The sequence below is a fragment of the Streptomyces sp. NPDC000348 genome (assembly GCF_042898795.1).
Taxonomy (GTDB): Bacteria; Actinomycetota; Actinomycetes; order Streptomycetales; family Streptomycetaceae; genus Streptomyces.
The window spans coordinates 543,931-567,983 of the sequence record NZ_JBIAZD010000001.1; the positions used below are offsets into that span (position 1 = coordinate 543,931).

Annotated in this window: 18 protein-coding genes; 4 read left to right on the plus strand and 14 right to left on the minus strand. The window is 75.0% G+C overall.

The window, feature by feature from the left end; genetic code table 11:
- Complete coding sequence (locus ACFY3N_RS02560) at positions 1-312, plus strand: hypothetical protein (RefSeq protein WP_390814806.1); 312 nt, start codon at positions 1-3, stop codon at positions 310-312.
- A 1,869-nt stretch (positions 313-2,181) separates the two neighbouring features.
- On the opposite strand, the gene ACFY3N_RS02565 is transcribed toward ACFY3N_RS02560, so the two are convergent.
- The 4 genes from ACFY3N_RS02565 to ACFY3N_RS02580 are packed head-to-tail and all read right to left on the minus strand — an operon-like array spanning position 2,182 to position 4,866.
- Entirely contained in the window at positions 2,182-2,340 is a 159-nt protein-coding gene (locus tag ACFY3N_RS02565) for a DUF6760 family protein (RefSeq protein WP_217128022.1), read from the minus strand.
- Entirely contained in the window at positions 2,337-2,831 is a 495-nt protein-coding gene (locus ACFY3N_RS02570; protein WP_390814807.1) for a hypothetical protein, read from the minus strand. The genes ACFY3N_RS02565 and ACFY3N_RS02570 overlap by 4 nt, the downstream gene beginning before the upstream one ends.
- Positions 2,828-3,268, minus strand: a complete 441-nt coding sequence (locus tag ACFY3N_RS02575) for a phage tail protein (RefSeq protein ID WP_217128024.1) — start codon at positions 3,266-3,268, stop codon at positions 2,828-2,830. Before ACFY3N_RS02575 ends, ACFY3N_RS02570 begins: the two co-directional genes overlap by 4 nt.
- A 35-nt stretch (positions 3,269-3,303) precedes the next feature.
- Positions 3,304-4,866: a phage tail sheath family protein gene (locus tag ACFY3N_RS02580; RefSeq protein WP_390814808.1), complete on the minus strand. Its 1,563-nt coding sequence runs from the start codon at positions 4,864-4,866 to the stop codon at positions 3,304-3,306.
- 239 nt (positions 4,867-5,105) lie between these two features.
- Here ACFY3N_RS02580 and ACFY3N_RS02585 point away from each other — a divergent pair, with 239 nt between their 5' ends.
- The gene (locus tag ACFY3N_RS02585; RefSeq protein WP_390814809.1) at positions 5,106-6,749 is read left to right on the plus strand and encodes a DUF4157 domain-containing protein; all 1,644 of its coding nucleotides are present in this window, start codon (positions 5,106-5,108) and stop codon (positions 6,747-6,749) included.
- Positions 6,750-6,762: 13 nt separating this feature from the next.
- On the opposite strand, the gene ACFY3N_RS02590 is transcribed toward ACFY3N_RS02585, so the two are convergent.
- The 4 genes from ACFY3N_RS02590 to ACFY3N_RS02605 all read right to left on the minus strand — a co-directional run bounded on the left by ACFY3N_RS02590 (position 6,763) and on the right by ACFY3N_RS02605 (position 13,910).
- On the minus strand, positions 6,763-9,042 hold the full coding sequence (locus tag ACFY3N_RS02590; RefSeq protein WP_390814810.1) for an ATP-binding protein: 2,280 nt from the start codon (positions 9,040-9,042) through the stop codon (positions 6,763-6,765).
- Positions 9,039-9,746 carry a DUF4255 domain-containing protein gene (locus tag ACFY3N_RS02595; protein WP_390814811.1) on the minus strand — a complete coding sequence of 236 codons (708 nt, stop codon included), beginning with the start codon at positions 9,744-9,746 and terminating at the stop codon, positions 9,039-9,041. Before ACFY3N_RS02595 ends, ACFY3N_RS02590 begins: the two co-directional genes overlap by 4 nt.
- Entirely contained in the window at positions 9,743-12,970 is a 3,228-nt protein-coding gene (locus ACFY3N_RS02600; protein WP_390814812.1) for a hypothetical protein, read from the minus strand. Before ACFY3N_RS02600 ends, ACFY3N_RS02595 begins: the two co-directional genes overlap by 4 nt.
- Positions 12,971-13,187: 217 nt before the next feature.
- Entirely contained in the window at positions 13,188-13,910 is a 723-nt protein-coding gene (locus ACFY3N_RS02605; RefSeq protein WP_390814813.1) for a LuxR C-terminal-related transcriptional regulator, read from the minus strand.
- Between the two features lie 203 nt (positions 13,911-14,113).
- Between ACFY3N_RS02605 and ACFY3N_RS02610 the strand changes: the two genes are divergently transcribed.
- Entirely contained in the window at positions 14,114-15,475 is a 1,362-nt protein-coding gene (locus ACFY3N_RS02610) for a hydrolytic protein (RefSeq protein WP_390814814.1), read from the plus strand.
- 181 nt (positions 15,476-15,656) lie between these two features.
- Here ACFY3N_RS02610 and ACFY3N_RS02615 read toward each other — a convergent pair whose 3' ends face one another.
- The 3 genes from ACFY3N_RS02615 to ACFY3N_RS02625 form a co-directional block, all read right to left on the minus strand.
- Entirely contained in the window at positions 15,657-16,556 is a 900-nt protein-coding gene (locus tag ACFY3N_RS02615; RefSeq protein WP_390814815.1) for a hypothetical protein, read from the minus strand.
- Positions 16,557-16,789: 233 nt separating this feature from the next.
- Positions 16,790-17,407 carry an RNA polymerase sigma factor gene (locus tag ACFY3N_RS02620; RefSeq protein WP_390814816.1) on the minus strand — a complete coding sequence of 206 codons (618 nt, stop codon included), beginning with the start codon at positions 17,405-17,407 and terminating at the stop codon, positions 16,790-16,792.
- Between the two features lie 208 nt (positions 17,408-17,615).
- Entirely contained in the window at positions 17,616-18,047 is a 432-nt protein-coding gene (locus ACFY3N_RS02625) for a hypothetical protein (protein WP_390814817.1), read from the minus strand.
- A 285-nt stretch (positions 18,048-18,332) separates the two neighbouring features.
- Between ACFY3N_RS02625 and ACFY3N_RS02630 the strand changes: the two genes are divergently transcribed.
- Positions 18,333-21,062: an N-acetylmuramoyl-L-alanine amidase gene (locus ACFY3N_RS02630; RefSeq protein ID WP_390814818.1), complete on the plus strand. Its 2,730-nt coding sequence runs from the start codon at positions 18,333-18,335 to the stop codon at positions 21,060-21,062.
- 65 nt (positions 21,063-21,127) lie between these two features.
- Here the strand turns inward: ACFY3N_RS02630 and ACFY3N_RS02635 are convergent, their stop codons facing one another.
- The 3 genes from ACFY3N_RS02635 to ACFY3N_RS02645 form a co-directional block, all read right to left on the minus strand.
- Positions 21,128-21,520 carry a hypothetical protein gene (locus ACFY3N_RS02635; RefSeq protein WP_390814819.1) on the minus strand — a complete coding sequence of 131 codons (393 nt, stop codon included), beginning with the start codon at positions 21,518-21,520 and terminating at the stop codon, positions 21,128-21,130.
- 83 nt (positions 21,521-21,603) lie between these two features.
- Positions 21,604-22,161, minus strand: a complete 558-nt coding sequence (locus ACFY3N_RS02640; RefSeq protein WP_390814820.1) for a hypothetical protein — start codon at positions 22,159-22,161, stop codon at positions 21,604-21,606.
- Positions 22,162-22,339: 178 nt separating this feature from the next.
- The gene (locus ACFY3N_RS02645; RefSeq protein ID WP_390815028.1) at positions 22,340-23,974 is read right to left on the minus strand and encodes a glycoside hydrolase family 20 protein; all 1,635 of its coding nucleotides are present in this window, start codon (positions 23,972-23,974) and stop codon (positions 22,340-22,342) included.
- Positions 23,975-24,053: the final 79 nt, after the last annotated feature.

Sequence of the window (24,053 nt, forward strand, 5' to 3'; positions counted from 1 at the left end):
GTGGTTGTGGCGGCGGGCTGGGCCGCCGCGGTGCTCCTGACCGTGGGACGGATGGTCCCCGGGCCACTGACAGTGGAGCCTGCGCTGGCCGTGCCCCCGGCCGTGGTGCGGGCGCCCGTGGTGGTCGCGCCCGCGGCAGGGCTCATGGCACGGGCGACGACGGGACCCGGGCCCGGTCCGGCCGGTGCCGACGCCGACGCCGACGCCGACGTGGGGCGTACGGCGTTCCCGGCCGGGCCTTCCGGTGCCGGACCCGGGGACGCGGCGGCCGGAACCGGCGTCACCAGCGGCGTGGCCGGCCCGCTGCCGTGAGGACCCGCGGGACCGGGTGACGGGGTGCTCGGTGCGCTCGGCGTGCTCGATGTGGCGGATTGATCCGTGAGGCTGCGCTGGACACCGACGGTCCCCAGCAGCGGGGCGGCCGCCGCGCCCCCTCCCCGTGCCGGGGACGCCTCCGCGGGCGTCCGGGCGCCGGAGGTCGTACGGGGGCCCCGGGCGCCGGACGCGGTGGCGCCGGGCAGGTCGGCGCTGAGGGGCAGCGCGGGCAGGGGCGCGCCCAGACCGCCGCGGGCGCGGGCACCGGATCGCCGGGGAACGGGACCCGGGTCCGAGGCAGGGATGTCGGGGCCGGTGCTCGGGGCCGTCCCCCGCACGCCGTTGGCGGACGAGGTGCCGGCCGTGTCCTCGGCCTGACGCTGGACGACGGGAAGCGCGGGGCCGGAAGCGGGCCCCGTGGCGGGTACGGCGGGAGCGTCCTTCGCCAACGGTGTCGCCGTGTGCGGCAGTTCGGTGAGCGGGGCGCCCAGTGGCGGTCGGCCGCCCGCGCGTTGGACGGGGGCGGCCGGGGGTGCCTGGGGACCGGCCGGTGCGGTCGGGGCGGGGGCGGCCGAGCCGGACGGGTCGGAGGTCGTGGCGTCGCCCGGCGCAGGGGCGGAGGCGGGGGCGGGGGCAGCAGTGGGGCGCAGGGCGGGTACACGGCGTACGGGCACGGCCACGCGGCGGGCGACGGTCAGCCGGGGTCCCACCGGCCGCGGCCGGGCGACCGGGCGGGACGCCTCGGCATCGGGGGTCCGGGGCGCCTCCGGTCGGCCGCCGCTCCGTTCGGGCGACGCCCCCGCGGCGGTGCGCTGCACGGACGGCCCGGACGCGGACCCGGGGTTCGCACCGCGCCCCTCGGAGGATGTCCACGAGGAAGAGGAAGGGGCGCCGGAAGCGGGCCGGGCACCGGCTCCCCCGGCGGACGCACCGGGGACCACGGAGACACGTCGTACGAGCGGAATCGGCGGAGTGGTCGACGGGCGGCCGGAATCGGAGGGGGCCACGACCGGGGTGCCGCCCGGTGTCACGGCCCGCTGCACAGCGGGAGCCGACGAGGAGAGCACGGCGGGGGACGTCGTGGACGTGATGCCGCGGGTCTGCGGGGCGCCGCCCGGCCTCCCCGTGCCGGAATCGCCGGCGGTGCCGTCGGTGGAAGCGGAACGAGCCGCCACGGTCTCCGCCCCGGACCCCGTGCCCGCCGCCCGCGCACCGCCTGAGCCGCCGTGGGACGCCCCCGGACCGGAGGATGCCGGACCGGACGGCTTGGGTCCGGAGGCCCTGGAACCGGAAGACACAGAGCCCGAGGACGCCGAGCCCGAGGACGACGAACCCGAAGACCCAGAACCCGGGGACCCCGAACCGGACGAGCGCATCCGGCGCGCGACCGGCGTGGCCGACGCCGCACCGTCCGCACGCGCCGTATCCGCACGCGCCGTGTCCGGCCGCACCGCGTCCGGCGCACCGCCCTGCGGGCCGTCCCCCTCCGTCCGTACCGCACGGAGCAGCAGCGGCCCCCCGCCGCTGCCGGTGGCCTGCGGGGCGGCCGGACGCGTGACCCCCCGCACCAGGCCGGTCGGGGCGTCGGGCAGCAGGGCGTGGCCGAGGCCGCCGTCGAAGGACGGGTTCTGCCAGGCGGCGAGACCCGAGCGGAAGGAGAGGCCGTCACTCACGCCCAGTGGGGCGCGGGAGACGGTGAGTCGTGGTGCGGCGGTGCGGCGCCAGCCGCCGTCCCAGTCGGCGGGCACGGCGGCGGCCGGGACGCCGTTCGCGCCCCGGTCCACGCCTGTGCCGCCCGTGCCGGACCGGCCGTCCGCCGACGGCCCCGCGGCCCGGCGGCGCAGCCTGTCCCGCCATGCCATGTGTTCAACCGCCTTCGTTCATGCGGGTGTTGATACGGGCGATCTCGGCCACCCACTGCTGGCGTTCGCCGTGGGTCAGGTCGAGGATCTCCTCGCGCTGCCAGTGGAAGTGGTAGGCGACGTACGCGATCTCCTCCCGGAGCCGGGGAAGCGCGTACGTCACGATTCCCCCAGGCGCCCACCCGAGAGGTCGACCTCGAAGCCGCCCTCGCAGTGCGGACAGGTCACCGCCGCGCGGGTGTGGCCCTCGCTGTTGATGCGGCGGTAGAAGTCCTGGAGGAAGGCGACGTCGGTGGCGTACATCCGCTCCACGACCCCGGCGTGCACATCGGTGATCGAGCCGAGCCGGGTGATCACCTGGCTCAGCAGCACCACGCTCAGGTACGCCGGGTTCTCCTTGACCCGCAGGTCGATCTGGGGCCGCAGTTCGTCGCGGGCGGTGGCCAGGCGCATCGTGCCGTGCCGGTGCACCGTGCCCTCGTCGTCCACGTAGCCGCGCGGCAGCTCGAACTCGAACTCGGTGCGCAGTCCGTGGTCCTCCCGGCGCGGCGGGGCGGCGGCCGGGGTGGCCGCCGTCTGCTCCGCCGCCGGGGCGGGCGCCGTCGCCTGGAGGAGCTCCTCCAGGTTGCCCGCCGTCACCGTACGACGCCTCATTCGACGACGATCTCCTCGAACACGATCGTGACGGACTCGGTGGCCGGGGAGGACTCGCCCGCCTTCAGGGACGGGCCCTCCCACTTGGAGGCCCAGCCCTGGAGCAGCTGGATGCGGCGGACCGTGGTGCCCTCGGTGTCCTTGATCTCGATCGTGAGGTTCTGGCGCGCGGAGTTCACGGCCCCGTTGTTCAGGGTCTCCTTGATCCAGTTGGTGAACTCGCTGCTCTGGTCGAGTCCCCGGGTGATCGTGATCTCGCCGGCCTGCCGGGCGCCCGGCTGCTTGCGGATGATCTGCTTGCCCTCCGAGGTCACCTGCTTGACCTCGACGACATCCTCCTCGACGGTGAAGCCGCTGATCTCCTGGATCGACTCGACCAGGTACCCGCCGAGCTGCACGCCGAAGACGTGGGTGGAAAGAGCGTCGCCCGTTGCCATGTCTGTCTGTCAACCTTCCCTTGCGGACCCGCGGGTCACTCGTCGATGAGGCTGGTGGTGTCGGAGAACTGGGCCAGCCGGAACACCACGAACTCCGCGGGCTTGACCGGCGCGACGCCGATCTCGCAGACGACCCGGCCCTGGTCGATGGACTCCTGCGGGTTGTTGTCGCGGTCGCACTTCACGTAGAACGCCTCGGCGGCGGTCCGGCCGAACAGCGCGCCCCGGCGCCACTCCTCCTGGAGGAACGCGGTGACGTTGCGCCGGATGCTCGACCACAGGCGGTCGTCGTTCGGCTCGAACACCACCCACTGGGTGCCGAGCAGGATGGACTCCTCGAGGTAGTTGAACAGACGGCGCACGTTCAGGTAGCGCCAGGCCGGGTCGGAGGAGAGGGTGCGGGCGCCCCAGATCCGGATGCCGCGGCCGGGGAAGGCCCGGATGCAGTTCACGCCGATCGGGTTGAGCAGGTCCTGCTCGCCCTTGCTGAGCCGCAGCTCCAGGTCGACCGCGCCGCGGATCACCTCGTTGGCGGGCGCCTTGTGCACGCCGCGCTCGGCGTCGCTGCGCGCCCACACACCGGCGACGTGACCGCTCGGCGGGACGGTGGTGTTGCGTCCGAGGGCCGGGTCGAAGACCCGCACCCACGGGTAGTACAGGGTGGCGTAGCGGGAGTCGTAGCCCGCCTCGTCGTTGCGCCAGGTGCGCACCTGCTGGGCGGACATCCCGGGCGGGGCGTCGAGCACGGCCACCCGGTCGCCCATCTGCTCGCAGTGCGAGATGACGGCGAGCTGCACGGTGCGCACGCCCTCGGCGTCGATGTCACCGCGCTGGTAGGCGCCCATCAGGTCCGGCACCGCGACCATGGTGATCTCGTCGATGGTCTCCAGGCCGCCGAACCCGGTGCGGGCCGCCGCGTCGCCGACGTACTCGGCGGGGTCGATGCGGGCCGGCTCGCCGGAGCCGTTCACGGCCGGGACGCCCGGGGCGTCGGGGACCGCCACGGTCTGCGCGGCGGGCTTGGTCTGGCCGGCGCCGCGCTGCTCGGTGACCTCGATCAGCGCGGAGGCACGGGCCTGGGTGACCAGGTACCCCTTGACGTTCTTGCGGGTGGAGGCCTCGTAGGTCTCCACCACCTGGTCGCCGCGGCGGACCAGGACCTTGAAGCGGTCCTCCGGCGGGTTCTCGCCGTCCGCGTCGGCGATCTCCACCGACACCCCGGTCACGCCCGGCCTGGCCGCGATCAGGAAGCCGCCGAGCTCCACCGGCTGCGCGGCCCGGCCGGCTCCGCTCGGCCGGCCGTTGCCCGCCGCCGGGGCGGAGGTGTCCTCGGCGGACCCGCCGATGCGCACCACGTACGCGGCGCCGCCGCCGTTGGCGAAGTACCCGTAGACCGCGTGGGCCAGATAGGTGCCCTCGGTGAAGCCGCCGAACAGCTGCGCGTACTGGTCCCAGCTGGTGACCAGCGTCGGCGCGTGGAACGGGCCCTTCCCGGCGAAGCCGACGAACGCGGCGACGGCCGTGCCGACCCCTTCGATCGGCCGGGCACCGGACTGCACCTCCTCCACGTACACGCCCGGGGTGAGGTACGTCGGCATGCTCGCTCCTTAACGTCCTTGCGGTCACCTGTGTCCAGGCCGAGTCTGCGCGGCGCACCGGGCGGGGCGGCAGGGACCGGCGGACCTGGACAGGGGCAAGACCGCTGCCTTTCCGGACTGCCCGCGTTGACCGTCCGGGCGGGACCCGCCTCTGCCCCCGTACTGCCCTCACGGCCCTGGACGCCCCGCCGGCCCGCGCGCTCGACTGGAGGGCCGGGGATCCGTGGAGAGGACAGCGCATGCGTGCCCGTGAAGAACCGCAGAGGGCCGGCCGGACGGGCCGGGCGCAGGCCCGGACGGCGCCGCCCGCCGAACGGACGGCCCTCACGGGCGGTCCGTCCCCCGCGGGGCTGCCGGCCCTGCAACGTGCCGTGGGCAACGCGGTGGTGGCGCGCATGGTGGCGGAGGAGCGGCACGAGCACACCGCCGACTGCGGTCACGGTGCGCCGGTGCAGCGCTCGGCGGTGCACGACGTCCTGAGCACGCCCGGCCGGCCGCTCGAGCCCGCGCTCCGGACGGAGATGGAGGCCCGGCTCGGCGAGTCCTTCCACGACGTGCAGGTGCACACGGGCCCCGAGGCGGCGGCCTCGGCGGACTCGGTGGGAGCACGGGCGTACACCTCGGGCAGCCATGTCGTCCTCGGCCGGAGCGGAACGGACAAGCACACCCTCGCCCATGAGCTCACCCATGTCGTCCAGCAGCGCCGGGGGCCGGTCGCCGGCGCCGACGACGGCGCGGGCCTGCGGATCAGCGATCCCGGCGACCGCTTCGAGCGCGAGGCCGAGGCCACTGCCCGCCGGGTGATGGCCGGGCCGGTTCCAGTGCGCACCGCCGGCCCGGAGCACCCCGCCGCCGCCGTCGCCGGGGAGGCGGCGGTCCAGCGGGCGGTCCTCGTCGGCGGCGCGGAGGTGGCCGATCCGGCCCGCGTCGTCCAGGACGCCGGACTGGACTATCTCCTCACCGACACCGGCCGGCTGGTGCTGAGCTACGCGCCGAAGCTGACCGCCGACGTGCCCCTGCAGGTGAAGGACGCCGAGGAGCTCGTCATCGAGGTCGGGCGCATCGCGGCGATGATCGACCTGGTCCACTCCATCAACGGCAGCGGGATCCTGGGGCGCAGGACCCTGTCCCGCCAGGGGACGGCCTTCACCGGCTCGAACGACGAGGGGGACAGCACCGCGTTGGCGGTGAACGTGCTCGACGCGCGCGGGGGCGGTTCCGCCGCGGACATCCGGGACGTGGTGGACGAGTCGCTGACGGCACGCGACCGGGGCAGCTTCAGCGTGGCCATGGAGCGTCCCGTGGACGACGACATGATCCTCGGTGAGATGGCCGAGGACGTTCCCGGTACCGCGCTGAGCGAGGCGGAGCTCGCCGAGGTCCGCGAGGCCGCCGCGGGCGACGAGGGCATGTTCCGCATGCTGGCCTCGGCCGTGCTGAACAACAAGAAAGCCGGGCTGCTCGCGGAGTCCCACGCGGACACGGTGGCCCAGTACCGGTCGCTGCTCCAGGACCGGACCCAGAACACGGCGATGGCGATCGTCGGCAGGCCGGGGGCCGACGTCCTCACCAAGGGCCCGCACCTGGGGTCCTACGAGTCCGACGTGCCGTCCGACCGGATCCCTCCCGGCCCGGGCGGGTTCACCTCCCTGGTGCTTCCCCGGTGGTTCGAACCGTACGGTCCCCTCCTGCTGCTCAGGGACTGGCCGGAGGGCGTCGCGCTGCGGTTCGCCGGGAACCGGCAGATCACCGCGCACTACCGCGCCAAGGGCACCGACTACCCCGTCACCGTCGACGCACCGGACTACGCCGCCGAGATCGAGGCCCAGCTGCGGAAGTTCCAGGTGATCGCCACCCACATCCTCAAGACCGCCAGTCTCTGACGGTCCCGGCGCCTCACACGCCCACGGCCTCCGCCGTGTACGGACCGAACTCGCTCTCCAGGACCAGGCGTCCGAGCTTGCGGTACTCCTGGGCGACCGCCGTGACCAGTTGCCGCATCGTGAGCGGGCCGTCCGCCTCCGCGGCCAGGTAGGCCGCGGTGACCGCGCAGGCCCGGATCGAGCCGCCGGCCAGTTCGAAGCGGTCGGCGCAGAAGGCGAGGTCGAGGTCGTCGGCCCGGGGCAGCCGGTCGCCCAGGCACCGGTCCCACAGGGCGAGGCGCCGGCCGGCGTCCGGCATCGGGAAGTCCGCGACCACGTCCAGGCGGCGGGTGAACGCCTCGTCCAGGTTGGCCCGCAGGTTGGTGGTCAGCACCGCGATCCCGTCGAACGACTCCATGCGCTGGAGCAGGTACGCCGACTCGATGTTGGCGTGCCGGTCGTGCGCGTCCTTCACCTCCGAGCGCTTGCCGAAGATCGCGTCGGCCTCGTCGAAGAGCAGCACCGCGTTGACCGCCGACGCCTCGGTGAAGATGCGCTCCAGGTTCTTCTCGGTCTCCCCGACGTACTTGTCCACCACGGTGGACAGGTCCACCACGTACAGGTCCATGCCGAGGTCCGCGGCGACGACCTCGGCGGACATGGTCTTGCCGGTGCCCGACTCGCCGGCGAACAGCGCGATGACGCCGCGCCCCCGGCCGCCGCCGGGCCGCATCCCCCACTGCCCGAGCACCTGCTCACGGTGGCGGGCGCGCAGCGCGAGTTCCCGCAGCCGCCGGTGGGTGGTGGGCGGCAGCACCAGGTCGTCCCACCCGACGCCCGGCTCCACCCGCCGGGCGAGCCGGTCCAGTCCGGCACCGTTCTGGGCACGTACGGCGACACGCAGATCGTCCGGCCCGACGGGACGGCCGTCGAGCGCGGCCGTGCGCACCGCCGCGTCGGCGGCCCGGTACAGCTGCCCGGCGTCCAGCCGGTGCGCGGCGACGGCTTGCGCGAGCTCCTCGACGTCGCCGACCGGGACGACGTCACCGGGGGCCGGGCGGCCGACGGTTCCGGTCGCGGCGGGTTCGCCGGCCGCCCGGTCGAGGAACCCGGCGGCACCGGCCTCCCGGCCGGGAGGCTCCGCGGCAGCGGCGGCCCGGGGAAGGCCCTCGGCCCCACCGGTCACGGCCCCACCGGTCACCCCGGCCGCCCGGGCGAGCGCGTGCCGCCAGCGGGCGGCCCGGCGGTCCGGGGAAGGGGCCCGCACGGTCAGGACGACGGGGGTGTCGGCCGCCCAGAGCGGGTCCCAGCCCGTCGTGCCGTGCGTGAACAGGGGGATGCCCCGCAGTTCGGCGCAGAGCGCGCTGAGCGTGCGGGCCCGTTCGGCGGGTTCCCCGGGCAGCTCCGCCAGCGGTCCGAGCACCACACCGGCGCCGGTCAGACGGGCTTCGAGGGCGATCACCCGGGCCAGCGCCGGCACGTCGGCCGGGCGCCGGGCGAGCGCCGCCGTGTCCAGGACGAGCGGGCGCAGACCGGCCAGGCGCAGGGCCGCGGCGGCCAGTCCACCGGCGTCGCCGCCCCGGCTGCGCAGATGGACGAGGCCGATGCCGGTCCCGGCCGCGGCCGCCGCCCGGCGGACCTCCGCGGCCTCGGCGGTGGGGTCCTCGAGGACCTCGCCGAGCACACCGGCGAGCCGGGCGTCGGGCTGTGTGCCGCCCAGGAGGTGGCCGGTGACCCGGTCGGGGACCACCAGGACGCGGGAGAGCGGGGGCCGTTCCGGTTCGGTGACCTCCACCAGGCCGCGGGCGATCAGCGGGGCCCCGGGGGCGAGGCGGAACCGGGCGGGCGACGCGCCGCCGAGCCCGCACAGCTCCAGTGCGAGCCCGACCGTGGGCCGGCGGCGTGTCAGGTCGTCGTTGAGGTAGCCGTAGAGCCGCTCGAACCGGGCGTCCAGGTCGGGCACCAGGGCGACCAGCAGCAGGTCCAGGTCCAGCGGCGACAGCCCGAACCGCCGGGCGAGCGTGCCGGGGACGGAACGGGCCGGCGGCTGCCAGGGCCCCTGCGCGGGCGCGTCGAGCCCACCCGGCTCGTCCAGGATCCGCGCCGCCGCCTCCGGCGTGAGGTACTGGCCGCGGTAGGGGTCGTCGGGATCCGGATCGGCGTGCCGCCGCACCGCCACGGCCTCCCGCACCCGTCTCTCGACCGCTGCGAGCCGCGCCCAGAGGGCGTCGGGGCCGGCGGAGGGCACATCGGCGTCGGTGCCCCCTCCCCCGGCGTGGCCGCCGTCGAGTGCGGGTTCCACGGTGTGCGTCACGGCTGGCGGTCTCCCTTGCGGCGGCGTCGGGCGGGGGCCGGCGGGCGTTCGCGCGGGCCGGTGAAGCCGTCCGGGCCCGGGTCGCTCGCCTCCGTGTAGCGCAGCCGGCGTCCCGGGCTCGCTGCAGCGCCCTCGCGCGCGGCGGCGGAGCGCACGACGAGGCCTTCGGTGACCGGCGGCGCGACGGCTTTGGTCACCCCGGCGAGCGGTGCCCGTACCCGGACCCCGAGGGACGCCTTCAGCTCCCCGCCGAGCGCCGACCACACGTCGGCGGCGGCCGGGGCGTCCATCCCGGTCCCGGCGGTGTCCAGGCCCACGGTCAGGCCGAGTTCGGCGAGCGAGCCGGTGAGCAGGTCCGGGGGCAGCACGTCGTGGGCCACCAGGGAGCCGAGCACCTGGGACAGCAGCCGGTGCTCGTCCTGCGGGCGGCTCGCCCACGCCGTGACCAGGTACGTCAGCTGGAACCAGCGCGGCGGGGAGCGCCGTGCGACGAGGTGCCCGTCCTCGTCGTACACCTCCCCGGCGCCGGTGCCGCGCCGCAGGGCGTCCTCCCGGATGTCGTACAGGAAGACGCAGACGGTCGGGGCGCTGCGCCGCGCCGCCCAGTCGCGGGTGGGGGCGTCGAAGACCACGTCGACGCCCGACGCCTCCAGACCACTTCCGGCGAGCAGCCGGCGCAGCCCCTCGTCGACCTCGTGGATCACCGGCGGGTCACCTCGTCCGGCGGCTGCACGCTGCCGTTGACGACCAGGAAGTCGGTCCTCACCGGGGAGAATCCGGGGCCCCTGGCCGTGATGACGCGCGGTCCGGTCTGGTCCTTGGCGAGGATGAGCAGCTGGCCGGTGAACGTGCCGTCCGCCAGCGGGACGGTCGGCGCCGCCGCCGCGGTGATCCCCGGCTTCCACGTGAACCGCACCGGCGCTCCCGGCGGGAAGTCCTCGCCGCGCACGGAGGTGACGAAGCCGGGCCTGCCGATCTCCGGCACCGCGACGATGCGCGGCTGGAGGACGCGCAGCCGCTGCCGGGCGGTGTTGTCGTTCCGGTCGGCGTCCGTGCCGGTGGTGGTGAGCACGCCGGTGACCTGGCCGGTCATCGCCTTGTCCGGGCTGAGCACGACCCGTACGACGGTGCTCGCGCCCGGTGTGAGGTCGGGCAGCGCGCACACCCAGCTCCGGTCGCAGCCGGCCGGGCGCCCGCTGTCGGGGATGCCCGCGGGCAGGCCGACGCGCAGCCGCAGTCCGGTGGCGAGCGCGTTGCGGCCGTTGCGGACGGTGTACGTCACCACGACGCGCCCGCCGACGTAGCCGGGGTTCGGCTGGGCGGCGACCCGCACCCCGGGACCGGCCTCGGGCTCCGCCGGCTCCGGAGGCACCGCGGGAGTCGGCGTCCGGGTCGGGGTCGCGGGCGGCGTGGGAGTCGGGGGCGCGGGCGTCGGAGTCGGAGTCGGCGTAGGTGTGGGCGTGGGCGTCGGCGTGGCTTCGGCCACCGGCACCACGGTCCGGCCCGCGTTGTCGCTGGGCCGCGGGTCGATGACCGTACCGTCGACCGACCAGCCGACCGGCGCGTCGCCGGGGACGACACCGGTGAGCGTGACGTCCACCGGGACGGTGGTGCCGGGCTCCACCACGTCGAGGTCGCACTGGAGGGAGGCGGCGTCGCAGGTACCGCCGGGACGGCTGATCCGGGTGACCCGCACGCCGGCCGGCGGGGCGACGGTCAGGCGGGTGCCGGGGGAGGCGGCGGGGCCGTTGTTGACCACCTCCACGGTGACCGTGGTGGTGTCGCCGACGGTGACCCGCGGGGCGGTGCCGGGCGCCCGGACGGCGAGGTCCACGGACTGCTGGACGGCGGGTTCCTTCTGCCGGCCCGCGAGGTCGCCGGTGAGCGCGGTGACGTCACCGGAGGCGATGTCGAGGAGGTTCAGCTTCTCGGGGCTGTTGACCGCGACCGCGGCGCGGGAGCTGAACACGAGCCCCTTGCCGTCGGCGGTCCAGGCGGCGTCGCGGGGCTGGTGCGGGCCGGTGACCGAGGTGTCCGGCAGCTCCCGGCCGCAGGCGCCGGGCAGGCCGCGGGCGGCGGTCGGCAGTAGGACCCGGCAGGTGTCGCCGGTCAGGGAGGTCAGCAGGATGCCGTTCTTCTCGTCGATCCGGCCGGCGCCGTTCTTGCGGTTGAAGGCGATGCCGCGGCCGTCCGGGGAGAACGCGGGGCTGTCGTCGATGACCTCGCAGTCGCCCGGGCAGTTTTCCTCGCTCAGGTCGTCCTGCTGGGACAGGCCGTCCTGCTGGGACAGGTCGTCCACCGACACGGTCCACACGTGCTTGTTGCCGCCGGCCCCGTTGATCTCCTCGGCGCGGGTGAAGGCCAGGGTGGTGCCGTCGGGGGACCAGGTGGGCTGGGCGTCCCGGCCGGTGAGCTCTCCGTCCGGCGGGACGACCTCGCCGGTGATCGCGCCGCTGGCGACGTCCGCGATGAGGATGTGGCTGGTTCCGCCGACGCCGCCGGGCGAGGTCCGGGTGAAGGCGAGGTACTTGCCGTCCGGGGAGAACGCCGGGTCGGTGTCCCAGTCCGTGTCGGCGCGTCCCTCGAGTTTCATGGGCGCCGGGTTGGAGCCGTCGGCGTCCACCATCCAGATCCGCTGGATCCGTTGGCCGGCGGCGTTGGTCTCGAAACGGGTGACGACGATCCGGCGGCCGTCGGGCGTGTAGCTCTGCCGTTCGGTCCACGGGTCGTAGCCGGGCCGGGGATCGAACAGCGGGTCCTTGGCGGCGTCGATGTTGGTGTCGGCCTCCGGATCCTCGTTGAGGATCGTCAGCCCCAGGTCGCGGGGGTCGGAGCCGTCCGTCCGGGCGTCCTGGAGCGTCACCGCGTGCGGGCCGGCCGCGGAGGTGCGCTCGACCACCGCCCTGCCGCCGTCGAGGGGGCCGAGCCAGGTGGGCGAGAGGACGTCCCGGTTCTCGTTGAGCACCAGCGAGGGGACCCGGTCGGAGTGGGCGGTGGACCGGAACACGTGGTCCCAGTCGCCCTCGCACTCACAGGTGGTCTCGGGGCTGAGGAACACCAGCCCGTCCCCGTCGGGCAGCCACGCTGCCCCGTGGGCACGCCAGCCGGCCCTCGCGCCCCCGAACAGCGGCTCGTCGACCGTCCCGTTCGTGGGCGGCTCGTCGACCGTCCGGTTCGTGATCCGCAGCCGGCGCACGGACTTCCCGTCCTCGGTCGTGGTGACGGTGTACGCGATCCAGTCGCGGTTGTCGCCGTCGTCGACCGGGTTCCACGCCGGTTCGGAGGCGGTGCCGTTCGCGGGGTCGGTGATCCGGGTGGCGATGCCCTTGTCCAGGTTCCGTACGTAGATCTGCCGGCCGGCCGACGAGTCGACGTCGGAGACGTACGCGATGCGCTTCCCGTCGGGGGAGACCGTCGGGTCCTCCTCGTCGTCGTCCGGGGTGTTGGTCAGCCGGGACAGACCGGTGCCGACGGTGCCGTCGGTGCGCACCAGCCACAGGTCGCGCTGCGTCCCGCCGCCCGCGGCGGACTCGGCCGCGTCGAACACCACGAACCGCCCGTCGAACGTCAGTTGGGGGTGCGCCGCGTCCATGCCGGTGGTGAGCCGCCGTACCGAACCGTCGGCGGCCCGCAGGTAGATCTGCGGGTTCTTCTCGTCGCGGCGGCTGGCGAAGACCAGTTGGTCGCCGAGGGCGGACGGCTGCACGTCGTAGTGGGCCGGATCCTCGTCGGAGGGGGCCGGACCCTTGCCGGGCAGTGCGGTGCTGGAGGTGGTGGTGGTGACCTCGCCGAGACTGCGGTGCCCGGTGCCGGCGTACACGATCCGGGTCTGAGCGGCGTCCGCCGCGGCCGTCGGCCGCGGCTCGGCGCTGCCCGGACCGGCCGCCGCCGTCACCCCGAGGAGGGGGACGACCAGCAGCAGTGACATGCCGAGTCTCCCCAGGCGGTACCGCCCGCCGGAGCCAGCGGTTTCCATCACGGTCCCCTTCGCAGTCTGGTGCGGCATCTGGACGTGCCCCCGCCACCGTGCACCGGCCGCGCGCACGGCGGCAGGGCGGTGGGGCCGCACCCGGGGGAAGCGCGGGGTGTGCTTTCGGGCAGCGCGGGGTTCCCCGGCGTCGTCGGCGGGGGCGCCCGGCCGGTCCTCAGATCAGACCGTTGCGCAGCGCGTAGCCCACCGCGTGCGCCCGGTTGCGCAGTTGCAGCCGGGTGATGACCTCGTGCAGGACGTTCTTGACGGTGCGTTCGGAGTACGAGGTCTTGCGGGCTATCTCCGCCGTGTCCAGTCCGTCCGACACCAGGCGGAGCATGTCCGCCTCGCGCGTGGTGAGGGTGGACAGGGACAGGGCTCCGGGGTCGAGCGCGGAACGCCGGAGGCTGCCGACGTGGTCGAGCAGTTCGCCGAGCAGGTCGCCGGGCAGCATTCCCTCGCCGTTGCCCGTCGCCAGGACCAGACGCAGCAGCTGGTCCTGATCGGCCTCGGCACGGCGCAGCACCGCCGCCACACCGCACTCGATGACGCGCTGCAGCCCGCCGGCGCCGAGGGTGCCTATCACCAGGCCGGTGCGGGTGGCGTTGTTGTGCCGCAGCCGGTTCAGTAAGGCGGCCACGTCGTCGTCGACGTGGTCGACGACGACCAGGGACACCTGGGCCGAGTCCGCGTCGTCGGCGTCGACCAGGTCGACCTCGGGGCGGTGCCGCAGCTGCTGGACGACGCCCACGCGCAGCACGGGGTCGGCGGCGTAGACGGCCAGGGTCACCCGGGCCGGGGGTTCGGAGCGGGAGGTGCGGTGGATCGAGCCGGCCCGGACGGAGTCACGCGGCGCGATGTCGGACGCGGCAGGTTTGTTCTCTTCCACGCGGAACATGGCTACCTGTTTCATGAGTCGGTGGGGGGTAAGGGATGAAACGCGAGGCGATCACGGAAGAGGTGGCGCACGGGAGGCGGCTCGCCACATCAAGAACACACCGTTACAACGGAGTTGACATTGACTTGCCGGGCAGCGCCGCTGCCCGCGCGTTGCCCTCGCGTTCCTGGCCGCGCTCCCGGGCGCGTTCCTACGGTGAGGGCGTGACGCCTTCCGCAGCCTCTTCCGGTCCCGGTGCGCCCGGCCTCGACATCCCGGCCGTGACGGTGACTCCGGGCGACATCGCCACCACCACCCTGACGGTGCGCAACGACAGCGACATCGTCGAGGCGTACGACCTGGAGGTCGTCGGGGACTGCGCCGCCTGGACCACGGTGGAACCGGCGCGCGTCTCCCTGTATCCCGGCACCTCCGAGACGGTGACGCTCCGTCTGGAGCCGCCGCGCTCCCCGGAGGTCCGGGCCGGTGAGACGCCCCTCGGGGTGCGGGTGCTGCCGAACGAGCACCCCGACGCGGTGCGGGTCCTCGAGACCACCGTGCACATCGGGGAGTTCCACGAGCTGCGGGCCGAGCTGTCCCCGCGCCGCCGGCGCGGCTGGCTGCGCGGCCGCTACCGGCTGGCCGTGCGCAACCGGGGCAACACCGCGGTGCGGGCGCGTTTCACCGCCGGGCAGGCGGGCGAGGAGCTGGGGTTCGTCTTCGACCCGGCGCAGCCGAAGCTGGAGCCCGGCGAGTCGGCGGAGGTCGGGCTGCGGGTCCGTACCGCCAAGCCGGTGTGGTTCGGCGCTCCCGTGGTGTGGCCGTTCACCGTGGAGACCACGGAGGCCGTCGACCGGGAGGAGCCGGCCCAGGCCCGCCGGGACGATCCCGTCGCAGGGCCGCCGCTGGACGCGGAGTTCGTCCAGATCCCGGTCTTCCCCAAGTGGCTGCTGGTGCTGCTCGCCGCGCTGCTCGCGCTGTTGCTCGCCTGGTTCACGCTGGTCCGTCCCGCGGTGCGCAGCGCCGCCGAGGAGGCGGCCACCGAGGCGGTCCGGCCGCGGCCGACGCCGGCCGGGGAGCAGGAGGCCGGCGGGGGGTCCCCCGGCACCGGCGCGGACAGCCGGCCCGGAGGCGGCGGCCAGGAGTCGGGGGCGGGGGCAGGGGCGGAGACCGGGCCGGGCGGCGGCGGAAACGGCTCCTCGGCCGGGGACGGCACCGCGGCCGGCGGCCGGCAGAGCTCGGCGACCATCGACCTGAGGACGGGCGCCGGGTCGACCGGGACCGGCACCTACCGGGTGCCCGAGAACAGCGTCTTCGGGGTCACCGACATCGTCGTCGCCAACTTCCAGGGCGACGAGGGCGTGTTGACGATCACCTTCGGCGACCGCAAGATCACCACGATCGCGCTGGAGACGTTCCGCAACCAGGACTACCACTGGGTCACCCCCATCGAGATCCCCGAGAACGACACGGTGACCATCAGCGTGACCTGCGCGAAGCCCGGTACACCGGCCACGGGTCGTCAGGCGTCGGAGTGCCACGAGGTCCTGAACGTGAGCGGAGTACTCGGTACCACCACACAGTGAATGGGACGTGTTGCTTCCGAGTTCATCCTCAATCAGTGGCGAGTACATCCGTAAAGCGCGGGATGTCTTTCGGCCTGAAATCAACAGCCTTGGTCTCAAAACCGGCATCCGGCCCCAGGCACCCCACGGGACACGGACCGCCGGTGAGCCGTGCCCCGTGGCGGCGGGGCGTACGGGTGCGCTACGGGCGTTCGGCGCCCGGGTTCCCGGGCTTGCCCGTGCTGCCGTCCGCGCCGTCGCCCGCGGTGCCCGAACCGCCGCCGGAGCCGTTGCCGGCGGTGCCCGGAGCACCGCCCGGGCCGTTGCCCGCGGTGCGCGTGGCGTTGTCGCCCGGGGTGCCGGAGGGGCCGTTTCCGGACCGGTCGGCCTCCTCGTCGCCCTTCGCCTCCGGCGTCCGGGTGCCGGCGGACCGCTCCTCGGCCCCCGCCGCCCCGCCCAGCCGCCCGGCGCAGTAGGCGTCGACGTTCGCCGCGCCGCCCGCCGCCTCCGTCAGCCGCTCCCAGGCCGTCGAGTCCAGCGCCTTGCCGCGCCCCCGGACCTCCTCGTAGGCGCGGCAGTGGGCCTCGGTCTCCCGGGCGGTCCCCGGGAGGTCCGGCCGGTCGCCCCCGGCGCCCGGGCCGGCCGGGCCGCCGGTGGACGGGCCGGTGGCGCCGGGCGACGGGGCGTGGGTGCCCTTGCCGTCCTCCGCCGGGCCGTCCGTGGACGAGTCCGTCACGCCAATGCCGGCGACCGCGACCCCGCTCAGGGTGAGACCGGCGGCCAGTACGGAGAGCGTGGCCTTCAGCGAGTGGCGGCCGAGCCGGCTCCGCCGGGGCCGCCAGTCGTCCCGGCGCCGGGTGCGCGCGCCCTGCGCCCCCGACTCCCGGGCCGCCAGGAACGCGGCGACGGCCCGCTGCTCGGCCCCGGCGTCCACGCCGCGGCGGATCAGCGCGCCGGCGAGCAGCGCCTCCAGGTCGGCGGCGTCGACGACCCGGCGCCCACCCGTGACGGAATCCGGACCGCCGGGCCCGGGCGGCGCGCCCCTCTCAGGGTGCACACGCCGACGGCCGGCCGGCCCGCCGTCGTTCTGCCGTTCACCCATGTCCGTTCCCGTCCCTGCTCGTTCCACTTGATGTCCGCCGCCGCGGCCCGCCCGGACCGCCGCGCCCGTACGGGCCGGCCGCGTGGGCGCCGCCGCCCGGACCGACGGATACGCTCCACGTGTCCGGCCTGTTCAGCCGACGGCCCTCGGGGGCCGTCGTGGGCCGCCGGGTGCGGCCGGCCCGGGGCGTGCGTCGCCGCGCCGCCCGCCGTGTCCGCCGTCCCGGCCGACGTTCATGTCGACTCACCCAGCGTCCGCGACGCCTCATCCGTCACACTCTCGACGCCGAGCTGCTTCGCCAGACGCTTCAGACCCCGGTACGCGGCCGTCCGCACCGCGCCCGGCCGCTTGCCGAGGACGCGGGCGGCGGCGGGGCCGTCGAGGCCGACGACCACCCGCAGCAGCACGGCCTCGGCCTGGTCGCGCGGCAGCCCGCCGACCAGTGCGAGGGCGTACTCGGTGGACATGGCCTCCATGGCCTGGTCGTAGGTGCTCTGCGGCCCGGGCAGGTCCAGGACGTCCTGTTCCAGGGTCGACGGCCGGGGCCGTACCCGCTGTCGGCGCAGGTGGTCCAGCGCCCGGTGCCGGGCGATGGTCGCCGTCCAGCCCCGGAAGCCGGCCCCGTCGCCCTTGAACCTCCCCAGGTCGCGGGCTATCTCCAGCCAGGCGTCCGACATCACGTCCTCGGCGTCGTCCCCGACGAGCCCGCGCACGTAGGCGAGCAGGCCGGGCTGCACGAGCCGGTAGGCCACGGCGAAGGCGGCCTCGTCGCCCTTCTGGGCCCGCACGACGGCCGCGCCCAGCTCCCCGTCGTGCGCCTGTGCGCGGCGGGATTCCCCTCCGTGGCCCAAGAACCGTCCTCGTCCGTACCGAACGCGTAGCGCACCGCTATCGCTTGGTGTGAGCACGTCCGACAGCGCCCGCACCCCCACGGTCATCAGCGTCCGGCGCCACGAAAGTGTCACAGCTCGTCACACGCCCCGTGCGGCACACGCGGACGCGGGCCGGTCCGCCCGCTCCCCCTACGACGGAGTCCCGCCGTGCCGCCCCGTTCGACGGTCAGGCGACGGCCCGCCGGGCCCGGCCGTGCAGCACCAGGTAGAAGGTCTGCAGCGACTCCTGCGGGCCGCCCGCCTCGAACCGGTTGTGCACCTTGCCGACCGGGTTCCAGATCCGGCCGTCGGGCATCCGGACCCCGACCGGCTGGCCGAAGGACGCGCGCTGCCGCTCGTCGAGGTCCACCCACACCCCGCCCGCGCGGCGCACCAGCACCTCTCCGACGTAGGCGCCGAGGCCGAACAGCGTGTCGTGCACCCGCTCGCGGTCCGCCCCGCCCTTGCGGAGCCCGTCGACCAGGGCGTCGACCAGACGCAGGCTGGCCACGGAGTAGTCCAGCGGAAGCCTGCCGCGGGCGGTCGCGAGGGCGACGAAGGCCGCGGCGTGCGGCCGCATCCGTCCCGCGCCCGGTACCCGCTCGTCCGCCGCCTCCATGCGACACCGCCCCTCGACTCGACTCACCGGGGCACCCGTTCGCATCCCCCGGGAACCAAGCGGCCGGCGGACCGTGATCATCACGGGCCGCGGACGTGGCGATCACCACACGGTCAACTGACAGGAGGCATACAACCTTTGGGCCTCCCGGACGTCCGCGAGGGCCCTTCGGGGGAGGGGCGGATCCGGTGACGCCACGTGTGACGTTTGGCCTGTGCTCGGCGCTGGATGAGTGCCACCTGTGGGACAGGTGGTGTCCATGTGCTTTCTCTAGGGGTGGGGTAGTTGAGTCCTCGCAGGACCCATGCGTACAAGCCGCTCAGCCTGAAACGACGGACCTGGCTGACCGTCGGGGCCGTCGTGCTCAGCGGCGCGGGCGTCGTCACGTACGCGGTGGCCGATCAGTCGTCCGCGCCGGCCGGCCCGCGGGAGGAGGCCCGCGAGCCGAGCGTCCACACGCTGGAGCTGGAGAACCGGGGCGCGGGCCGCCGGGGTCTCGACCGGCAGGCCACGGAGCGCTTCAGCGCGGTGCTGGTGACCTGGGACAACCCGGAGGCGGACGCCAAGGGCACGCCCGAGGTGCGCACCCGGGACCTGGAGACCGGCACCTGGTCCGGCTGGCAGAAGCTGGAGGACGAGCCGAGCCAGGCCGACGGCGCGGAGGGCGAGCGGGCGGCGACCCGCGGCGGCACGGCGTCGGTGTGGACCGACGACTCCGACGGCGTCGAGGTGCGCGTGGTGAACGCCGACGGCACCCAGGCGGGCGGTCAGCCGGCCGGCATGGACGTCAAGCTCCTCGACCCGGGCACGGACCCCGAGGGCGCGCCCACGGTCGCGGACATGGAGCCGGCCGCGTTCACGGCGGAGACCACGGCACCGGTGACCCCGGAGCCGACGGGGACGCAGAGCACCGCAGCCCCCGCGGAGACGCCCGCCACGGAGACGCCCGCCACGGACACGGCCACCCCCACGGACACGGACACGGCCTCCGCGGAGCCGACCGGCACCCCCTCGGAGACGGCCGCGGGGACCGCGTCCCCCGAGCCGACGCCCACCGTCCCCGAGCCCCGGCCCTCGACGGTCGTGAAGCCGCCGGTCATCACCCAGGCCGAGTGGGGCGCGTCCACGGACTACGACGGCACGCCGAGCTACGGCACCGAGATCAAGGCCGCCGTCGTCCACCACACCGGCGTCGACAGCGACAACAGCGTGTCCTGCGCCGACTCGCGGGCCCGGATGCGCTCCATCCAGCAGGAGCACTTCGCGCGCGGCTACTACGACATCGGCTACAACTTCGTCGTCGACCGCTGCGGGCAGATCTTCGAGGGCCGCAGCGGCGGCATGGACCTGCCGGTGACCGGCGCGCACGACGTCGGCTTCAACACCGACACGCTCGGCATCTCGTACCTGGGCAACTTCGAGAGCGCCCGGCCGAGCCGGGCCGCGCTGGACTCGATCGCGCGGGTCGTCGCCTGGAAGTTCGGCATGTACGGCATCGACCCGACCGGCAAGGTCACGCTGACCTCCGGCACGGAGGCCGGCGTCACCGGCAACAAGATCGACAAGGGTGAGTCGGTCACCCTGCCGCGGGTCTTCGGCCACCGGGACACCAACTACACGGCCTGCCCCGGCGCGAACCTCTACCCGAAGCTGTCCCTCATCGCCTCGCTCGCCGGGAACCCGGGCGTCTCGCACGCCCTGGCCACCTCGGACCACAACCGGGACGGCCTGGCCGACCTGGTCGCCGGCACCCCGAAGGCCTCGAGCGGCGGCGGCAGCGTGACCGTGATCCCCGGCGGGCCGAACGGCCCGGTCACCGGAGCGAAGAGGACGCTCACCCAGAACAGCCCCGGCGTCCCCGGCTCCGACGAGTCCGGTGACGGCTTCGGCACCTCCACCGCCTGGGGCGACGTCAACGGCGACGGGTACGCCGACCTCGCGATCGGCGTCCCCGGGGAGAACGACACCAGCGGCCACACCGACCGCGGCGGGGTCGCGGTGATGTACGGCCCGGAGCTGAACACCGGCTTCTCGTACTCCACCTCGGGCGTCACGCAGACCGGCGCGAAGCTCGGCACCACGGTCGCCGTCGGCGACTTCGACGGTGACGGCACGGCGGACGTGTTCGCGGCCGGCACCGGCGGGGGCGGCAACTGGAACGCCCGTCACACCGGCGGCGCCACCGCGTACGGCACGCTCACCGGTTCCACCGGGTCCGTCTCCTACCTGGACGCCGCGAGCGGCGACTTCAACCGGGACGGCTACGCGGACATCGCCCTCAACTACCGCGACACCGGCGGGACCGGCCGTGTCGTCCGCTTCGCGGGTTCCGCGTCCGGCCTGACCAAGGCGGGCGTCATCTCCGTCAAGGGCGGGCGCTCCATCGCCGCGGGCGACTTCAACGGCAACGGCTACGACGACATCGTCATCGGCCAGCCGGTGGCCGCCGAGTCCGGCGGTTCGGCGCCGGGCGGGCGGATCACCATGGTCCTGGGCACGTCGACCGGGTTCACCACCACCGGCATGAGGACGCTCCACCAGGACACCTCCGGCGTCCCCGGCTCCAACGAGTCCGGTGACGCGCTGGGCACCTCGGTGTCGGCCGGCGACCACAACCGCGACGGCTACGCCGACGTCCTGGCCGGCGCCCCCGGCGAGGACCTCACCCGCAGCGGCGCCGGCCGCAAGGACGCGGGTCAGGTGCTCCTGTTCCGCGGCGGCTCCTCCGGTCTCACCGGTTCCGGCGCGGTGGGCGTCTCCCAGGACACCTCCGGCATCGCCGGCGCCACCGAGTCCGGTGACCGGTTCGGTTCCGCGGTGTCCCTGACGGACCTGTCCGGCTACGGCCGCGCGGACCTGACGGCCGGGGCCGAGGGCGAGGACACCTGGGACGGTGTGCTCCTGTACCTGCCGAGCAACGGCTCGGGCCTCGGCTACGGCGACTCGTACGTCTTCGGCAGGGGCGCCCTCGGCCTGGCGGCGGACGTGCGGCTGGGCCAGGCCCTGGCGCCGTAATCCGCACCCGGTACGACGACGGCCGGGGCCCCGCACACCGTGCGGGGCCCCGGCCGTCGCGTGCGTCAGGTCCGTTCGCCGTCCGACGCGTCGCGGCACAGCAGGCGCAGCGAGCCGTCGCCCGTGTAGCAGCGGCGGGCCTCCTCGATCGGGTCCCAGAGGCGGCCGTCGGGGGTGCGGACCCAGTGGTCGCCGCCGGAGGACCACCACTCGCCGCCGGTCTGGCGGGCGATCACCTCGCCGGCGTAGGCGCCGAACCCGCGCAGCACCAGTTCCACGGCGGCGAGCGGGGCCGCCTCCTGGCGTATGTCCTCGATCATCCGGTCGACGCTCCACAGACTGCGCGCCGAGTAGTCGAGGCGCAGCCGTGCTCCTTCGCGCATCGCCGCCACCGCGTCCGCCGCCCAGCGGACCGGCTTGGTCGCGGCCTGGGGCCTGGTCTCCTGCTGTGTCGTCACAGTCGTCGCAGTCGTCACATCCTGGTAAGCGCGCCGGCAAAGCGTTTCGTCACTGCGGTCCGGGTCGGGCCGCAGTCGTGGGCTCAGGTGTCCCTGCGGCTGCGGCGGGACACCACGGCGCGCAGCACCCGGCGCCCCTCCGTGCAGACCTCGCGGGCCGTGCGCAGGCCCGCCGGGCCGTGGGCGGCGAGGAGTTCCAGGACCGTGGACTGGCGGCGCAGCTCGGCGGCGAGCAGCGGCGACAGGCCGTCGGGGCGGTCGTCACAGCGGGCGTCGGCGAGGCCGCAGTCGTCGGCGGCGCCGTCCAGCAGCCGGTGGATCCGCAGCGCGGCGAGGGAGCAGTCGTCGGCCCACTCCCGCAGCCCGGCGGCGGACCGCTCGGCGGGGGCGCCGGCGAGCATCCGGTGCGCGAGCACCGCGGCCTCGTCCGCGCCGCCGGCCGCCGCGTCCAGCGTGCCGCGGGCCTCCTCCAGCCGCTGGGCCCAGTCACCGGCGGGCGCGGCCCGGGCGAGGCTCGCCCAGAGCGGCCGCAGCACCTCGTCGTCGCCGCCCAGCAGCGGCACGCACCGATCCAAACAAGCCAATCCACTCACGGCCAGTCCGCGCTCGTCGGCCTGTGCGATCAGGTCCACCAGGCTCATCCACGCCTCCTCAAGGGGTGTTCGCGAGCCCCTGACGAGGCCCTCACGTGCCCCATCCCTCACGGAGCCCGCATTTCCCCCTACTGCGTGCGACGGGCCGGGAGTGTCACAGGGGCACCGCGCCGAGCCGGTCGAGCAGGCGGAAGGAGAGGTTTTCGGCCACCGGATCGGGGCCCGGTCAGTCCAGCCGGCCCGCCAGGTCCCGGAACTGCGCCCACGACAGTTCCGGTTCGTCCGGGTCCCAGAGTTTCTGGACGGTCGCCCGCAGCGGCAGCCGGATCCCGGCCGCGACCTGGTCCTGGGTCTGGGCCCGGGGGATGTCGCCCCAGACGGCGAGGGACCCGCCGAGGATCTGGTCGTCGTACCGCTCGGGGACGGCGGTGGTGCCGCGCAGCACCAGCGGCGTCCACTGCTCGTAGATCCGCTCCCCCGTCGGATAGACGAAGGTCAGGGGCTCCCCGAGCACGTAGTAGAGGAACTCGTCGTTGTGGTTGACGACCTTGCGGCCCTCGCTCAGGTACTCGGCGGGCTGCCGGGCGCCGATCTCCTTGCCGGTCCAGTAGGCGACCTGGATGTCCTCCGCGGCCCGCACCGACCCGTCCCGGAAGAAGCCGTCGTTCCAGGCGCGGGGCGTGCGGTCGTGGGCGCGGACCGTGGCGGCCCGGTCGTTGAGCCAGCCGGTGGTCAGGTCCTCCACGGTCGCGCCGGAGCCGTACTTCTCCCGCGCGGCGGCGGCCAGCCCCGGGAACGAGGCCTCGGGGTCGGGGACCACCAGCGCCTGGTACTCGTCGCCGCCCAGGTGCCACTGCCCGCCGGGGAAGAGCCCGGCGTACTCGTCCAGCAGGTCGTCGACGATCTCGGCGGACCCGGGCTTCGAGATGTCGATCGCGCCGCGCACCGCGCCGCCGTTCACGTCGCGCAGCTGGAGGTCCGGGTGGGCGGCGATGACCGCGCCCAGGTGTCCGGGCGAGTCGATCTCGGGGACGACGGTGATGTGCCGGCTCGCCGCGAGATCGACGATCTCCTTCACCTGCGCCTTGGTGAGGTGGTCCGCGGAGACGATCTCCGGATGCGAGTCGGACTCGACGCGGAAGCCCTGGTCGTCGGAGAAGTGCAGGCCGATCTCGTTGAACTTCAGGTCGCCGAGCTCACGGATCCGGTCCTCGATCCAGCCGGCGGTGTAGTGCTTGCGCGCGATGTCCAGCATCAGCCCGCGCCGCTGCTTGGCGGGCTCGTCGCGCACCACGCCCTCGGGGGCGCCGCCGGCCCCCTCGATCTCCTGCTTGAGCGTGCGGGTGCCGTAGAACGCGCCCGCCTCGCCGGGGGCGCTGATGGTCACCCGCCCGTCCCGCACGGTCATCGTGTACGACTCGGGGTTCGCGCCCGCGTCCCGGTTCAGCTCCAGCCGCAGGTCCCCGGCGCGCCGGTCGTCCCGCTCCCCCGCGTACGCCAGCCCCAGCTCGCCGGCCGTCAGACGCCCCTCGTCGGCCAGCGCGGGATCGTCCACGACCACCCGGTGGCCCTTCGCGGGACGCCAGCCCGGGCCGCGCTCCGCGGTGTGGTCGCGTACGGCGGGTATGGTGCGCGGCGCCTTCGACAGCGGGTGGGTCCGGCTCGGACTCGGGCTCGGGCCCCCGCCCGTCGTCCCGGCCGCCTCGTCCGGACCGCCGGGGCTCCGCGCGGAGGAGGCCGCCGTCGCGCCCGCGGACGCGCCGTCGCCGTCCGAGGCCGCCCAGAGGCCGAGGCCCACGCCGGACGCGGCCACCACCGCGCCCGCGGCGAGGGCCACGGCCGGCACCCGTCGCCGCCGCACCGCCCCCGCCGCCGCGCGGCGCCTGTGCTGTCCGTGCTGCCTGTGCTGCCTGTGCCGACTCACCCAGCCAACGTACGAC

Coding starts and splice junctions, on each gene's coding strand:
- ACFY3N_RS02585 (WP_390814809.1), top strand. CDS start 5,106: ATGCGTGCCCGTGAAGAACCGCAGAGGGCCGGCCGGACGGGCCGGGCG.
- ACFY3N_RS02625 (WP_390814817.1), bottom strand. CDS start 18,047: ATGGAGGCGGCGGACGAGCGGGTACCGGGCGCGGGACGGATGCGGCCG.
- ACFY3N_RS02600 (WP_390814812.1), bottom strand. CDS start 12,970: ATGTCACTGCTGCTGGTCGTCCCCCTCCTCGGGGTGACGGCGGCGGCC.
- ACFY3N_RS02605 (WP_390814813.1), bottom strand. CDS start 13,910: ATGTTCCGCGTGGAAGAGAACAAACCTGCCGCGTCCGACATCGCGCCG.
- ACFY3N_RS02615 (WP_390814815.1), bottom strand. CDS start 16,556: ATGGGTGAACGGCAGAACGACGGCGGGCCGGCCGGCCGTCGGCGTGTG.
- ACFY3N_RS02640 (WP_390814820.1), bottom strand. CDS start 22,161: ATGAGCCTGGTGGACCTGATCGCACAGGCCGACGAGCGCGGACTGGCC.
- ACFY3N_RS02580 (WP_390814808.1), bottom strand. CDS start 4,866: ATGCCGACGTACCTCACCCCGGGCGTGTACGTGGAGGAGGTGCAGTCC.
- ACFY3N_RS02570 (WP_390814807.1), bottom strand. CDS start 2,831: ATGAGGCGTCGTACGGTGACGGCGGGCAACCTGGAGGAGCTCCTCCAG.
- ACFY3N_RS02575 (WP_217128024.1), bottom strand. CDS start 3,268: ATGGCAACGGGCGACGCTCTTTCCACCCACGTCTTCGGCGTGCAGCTC.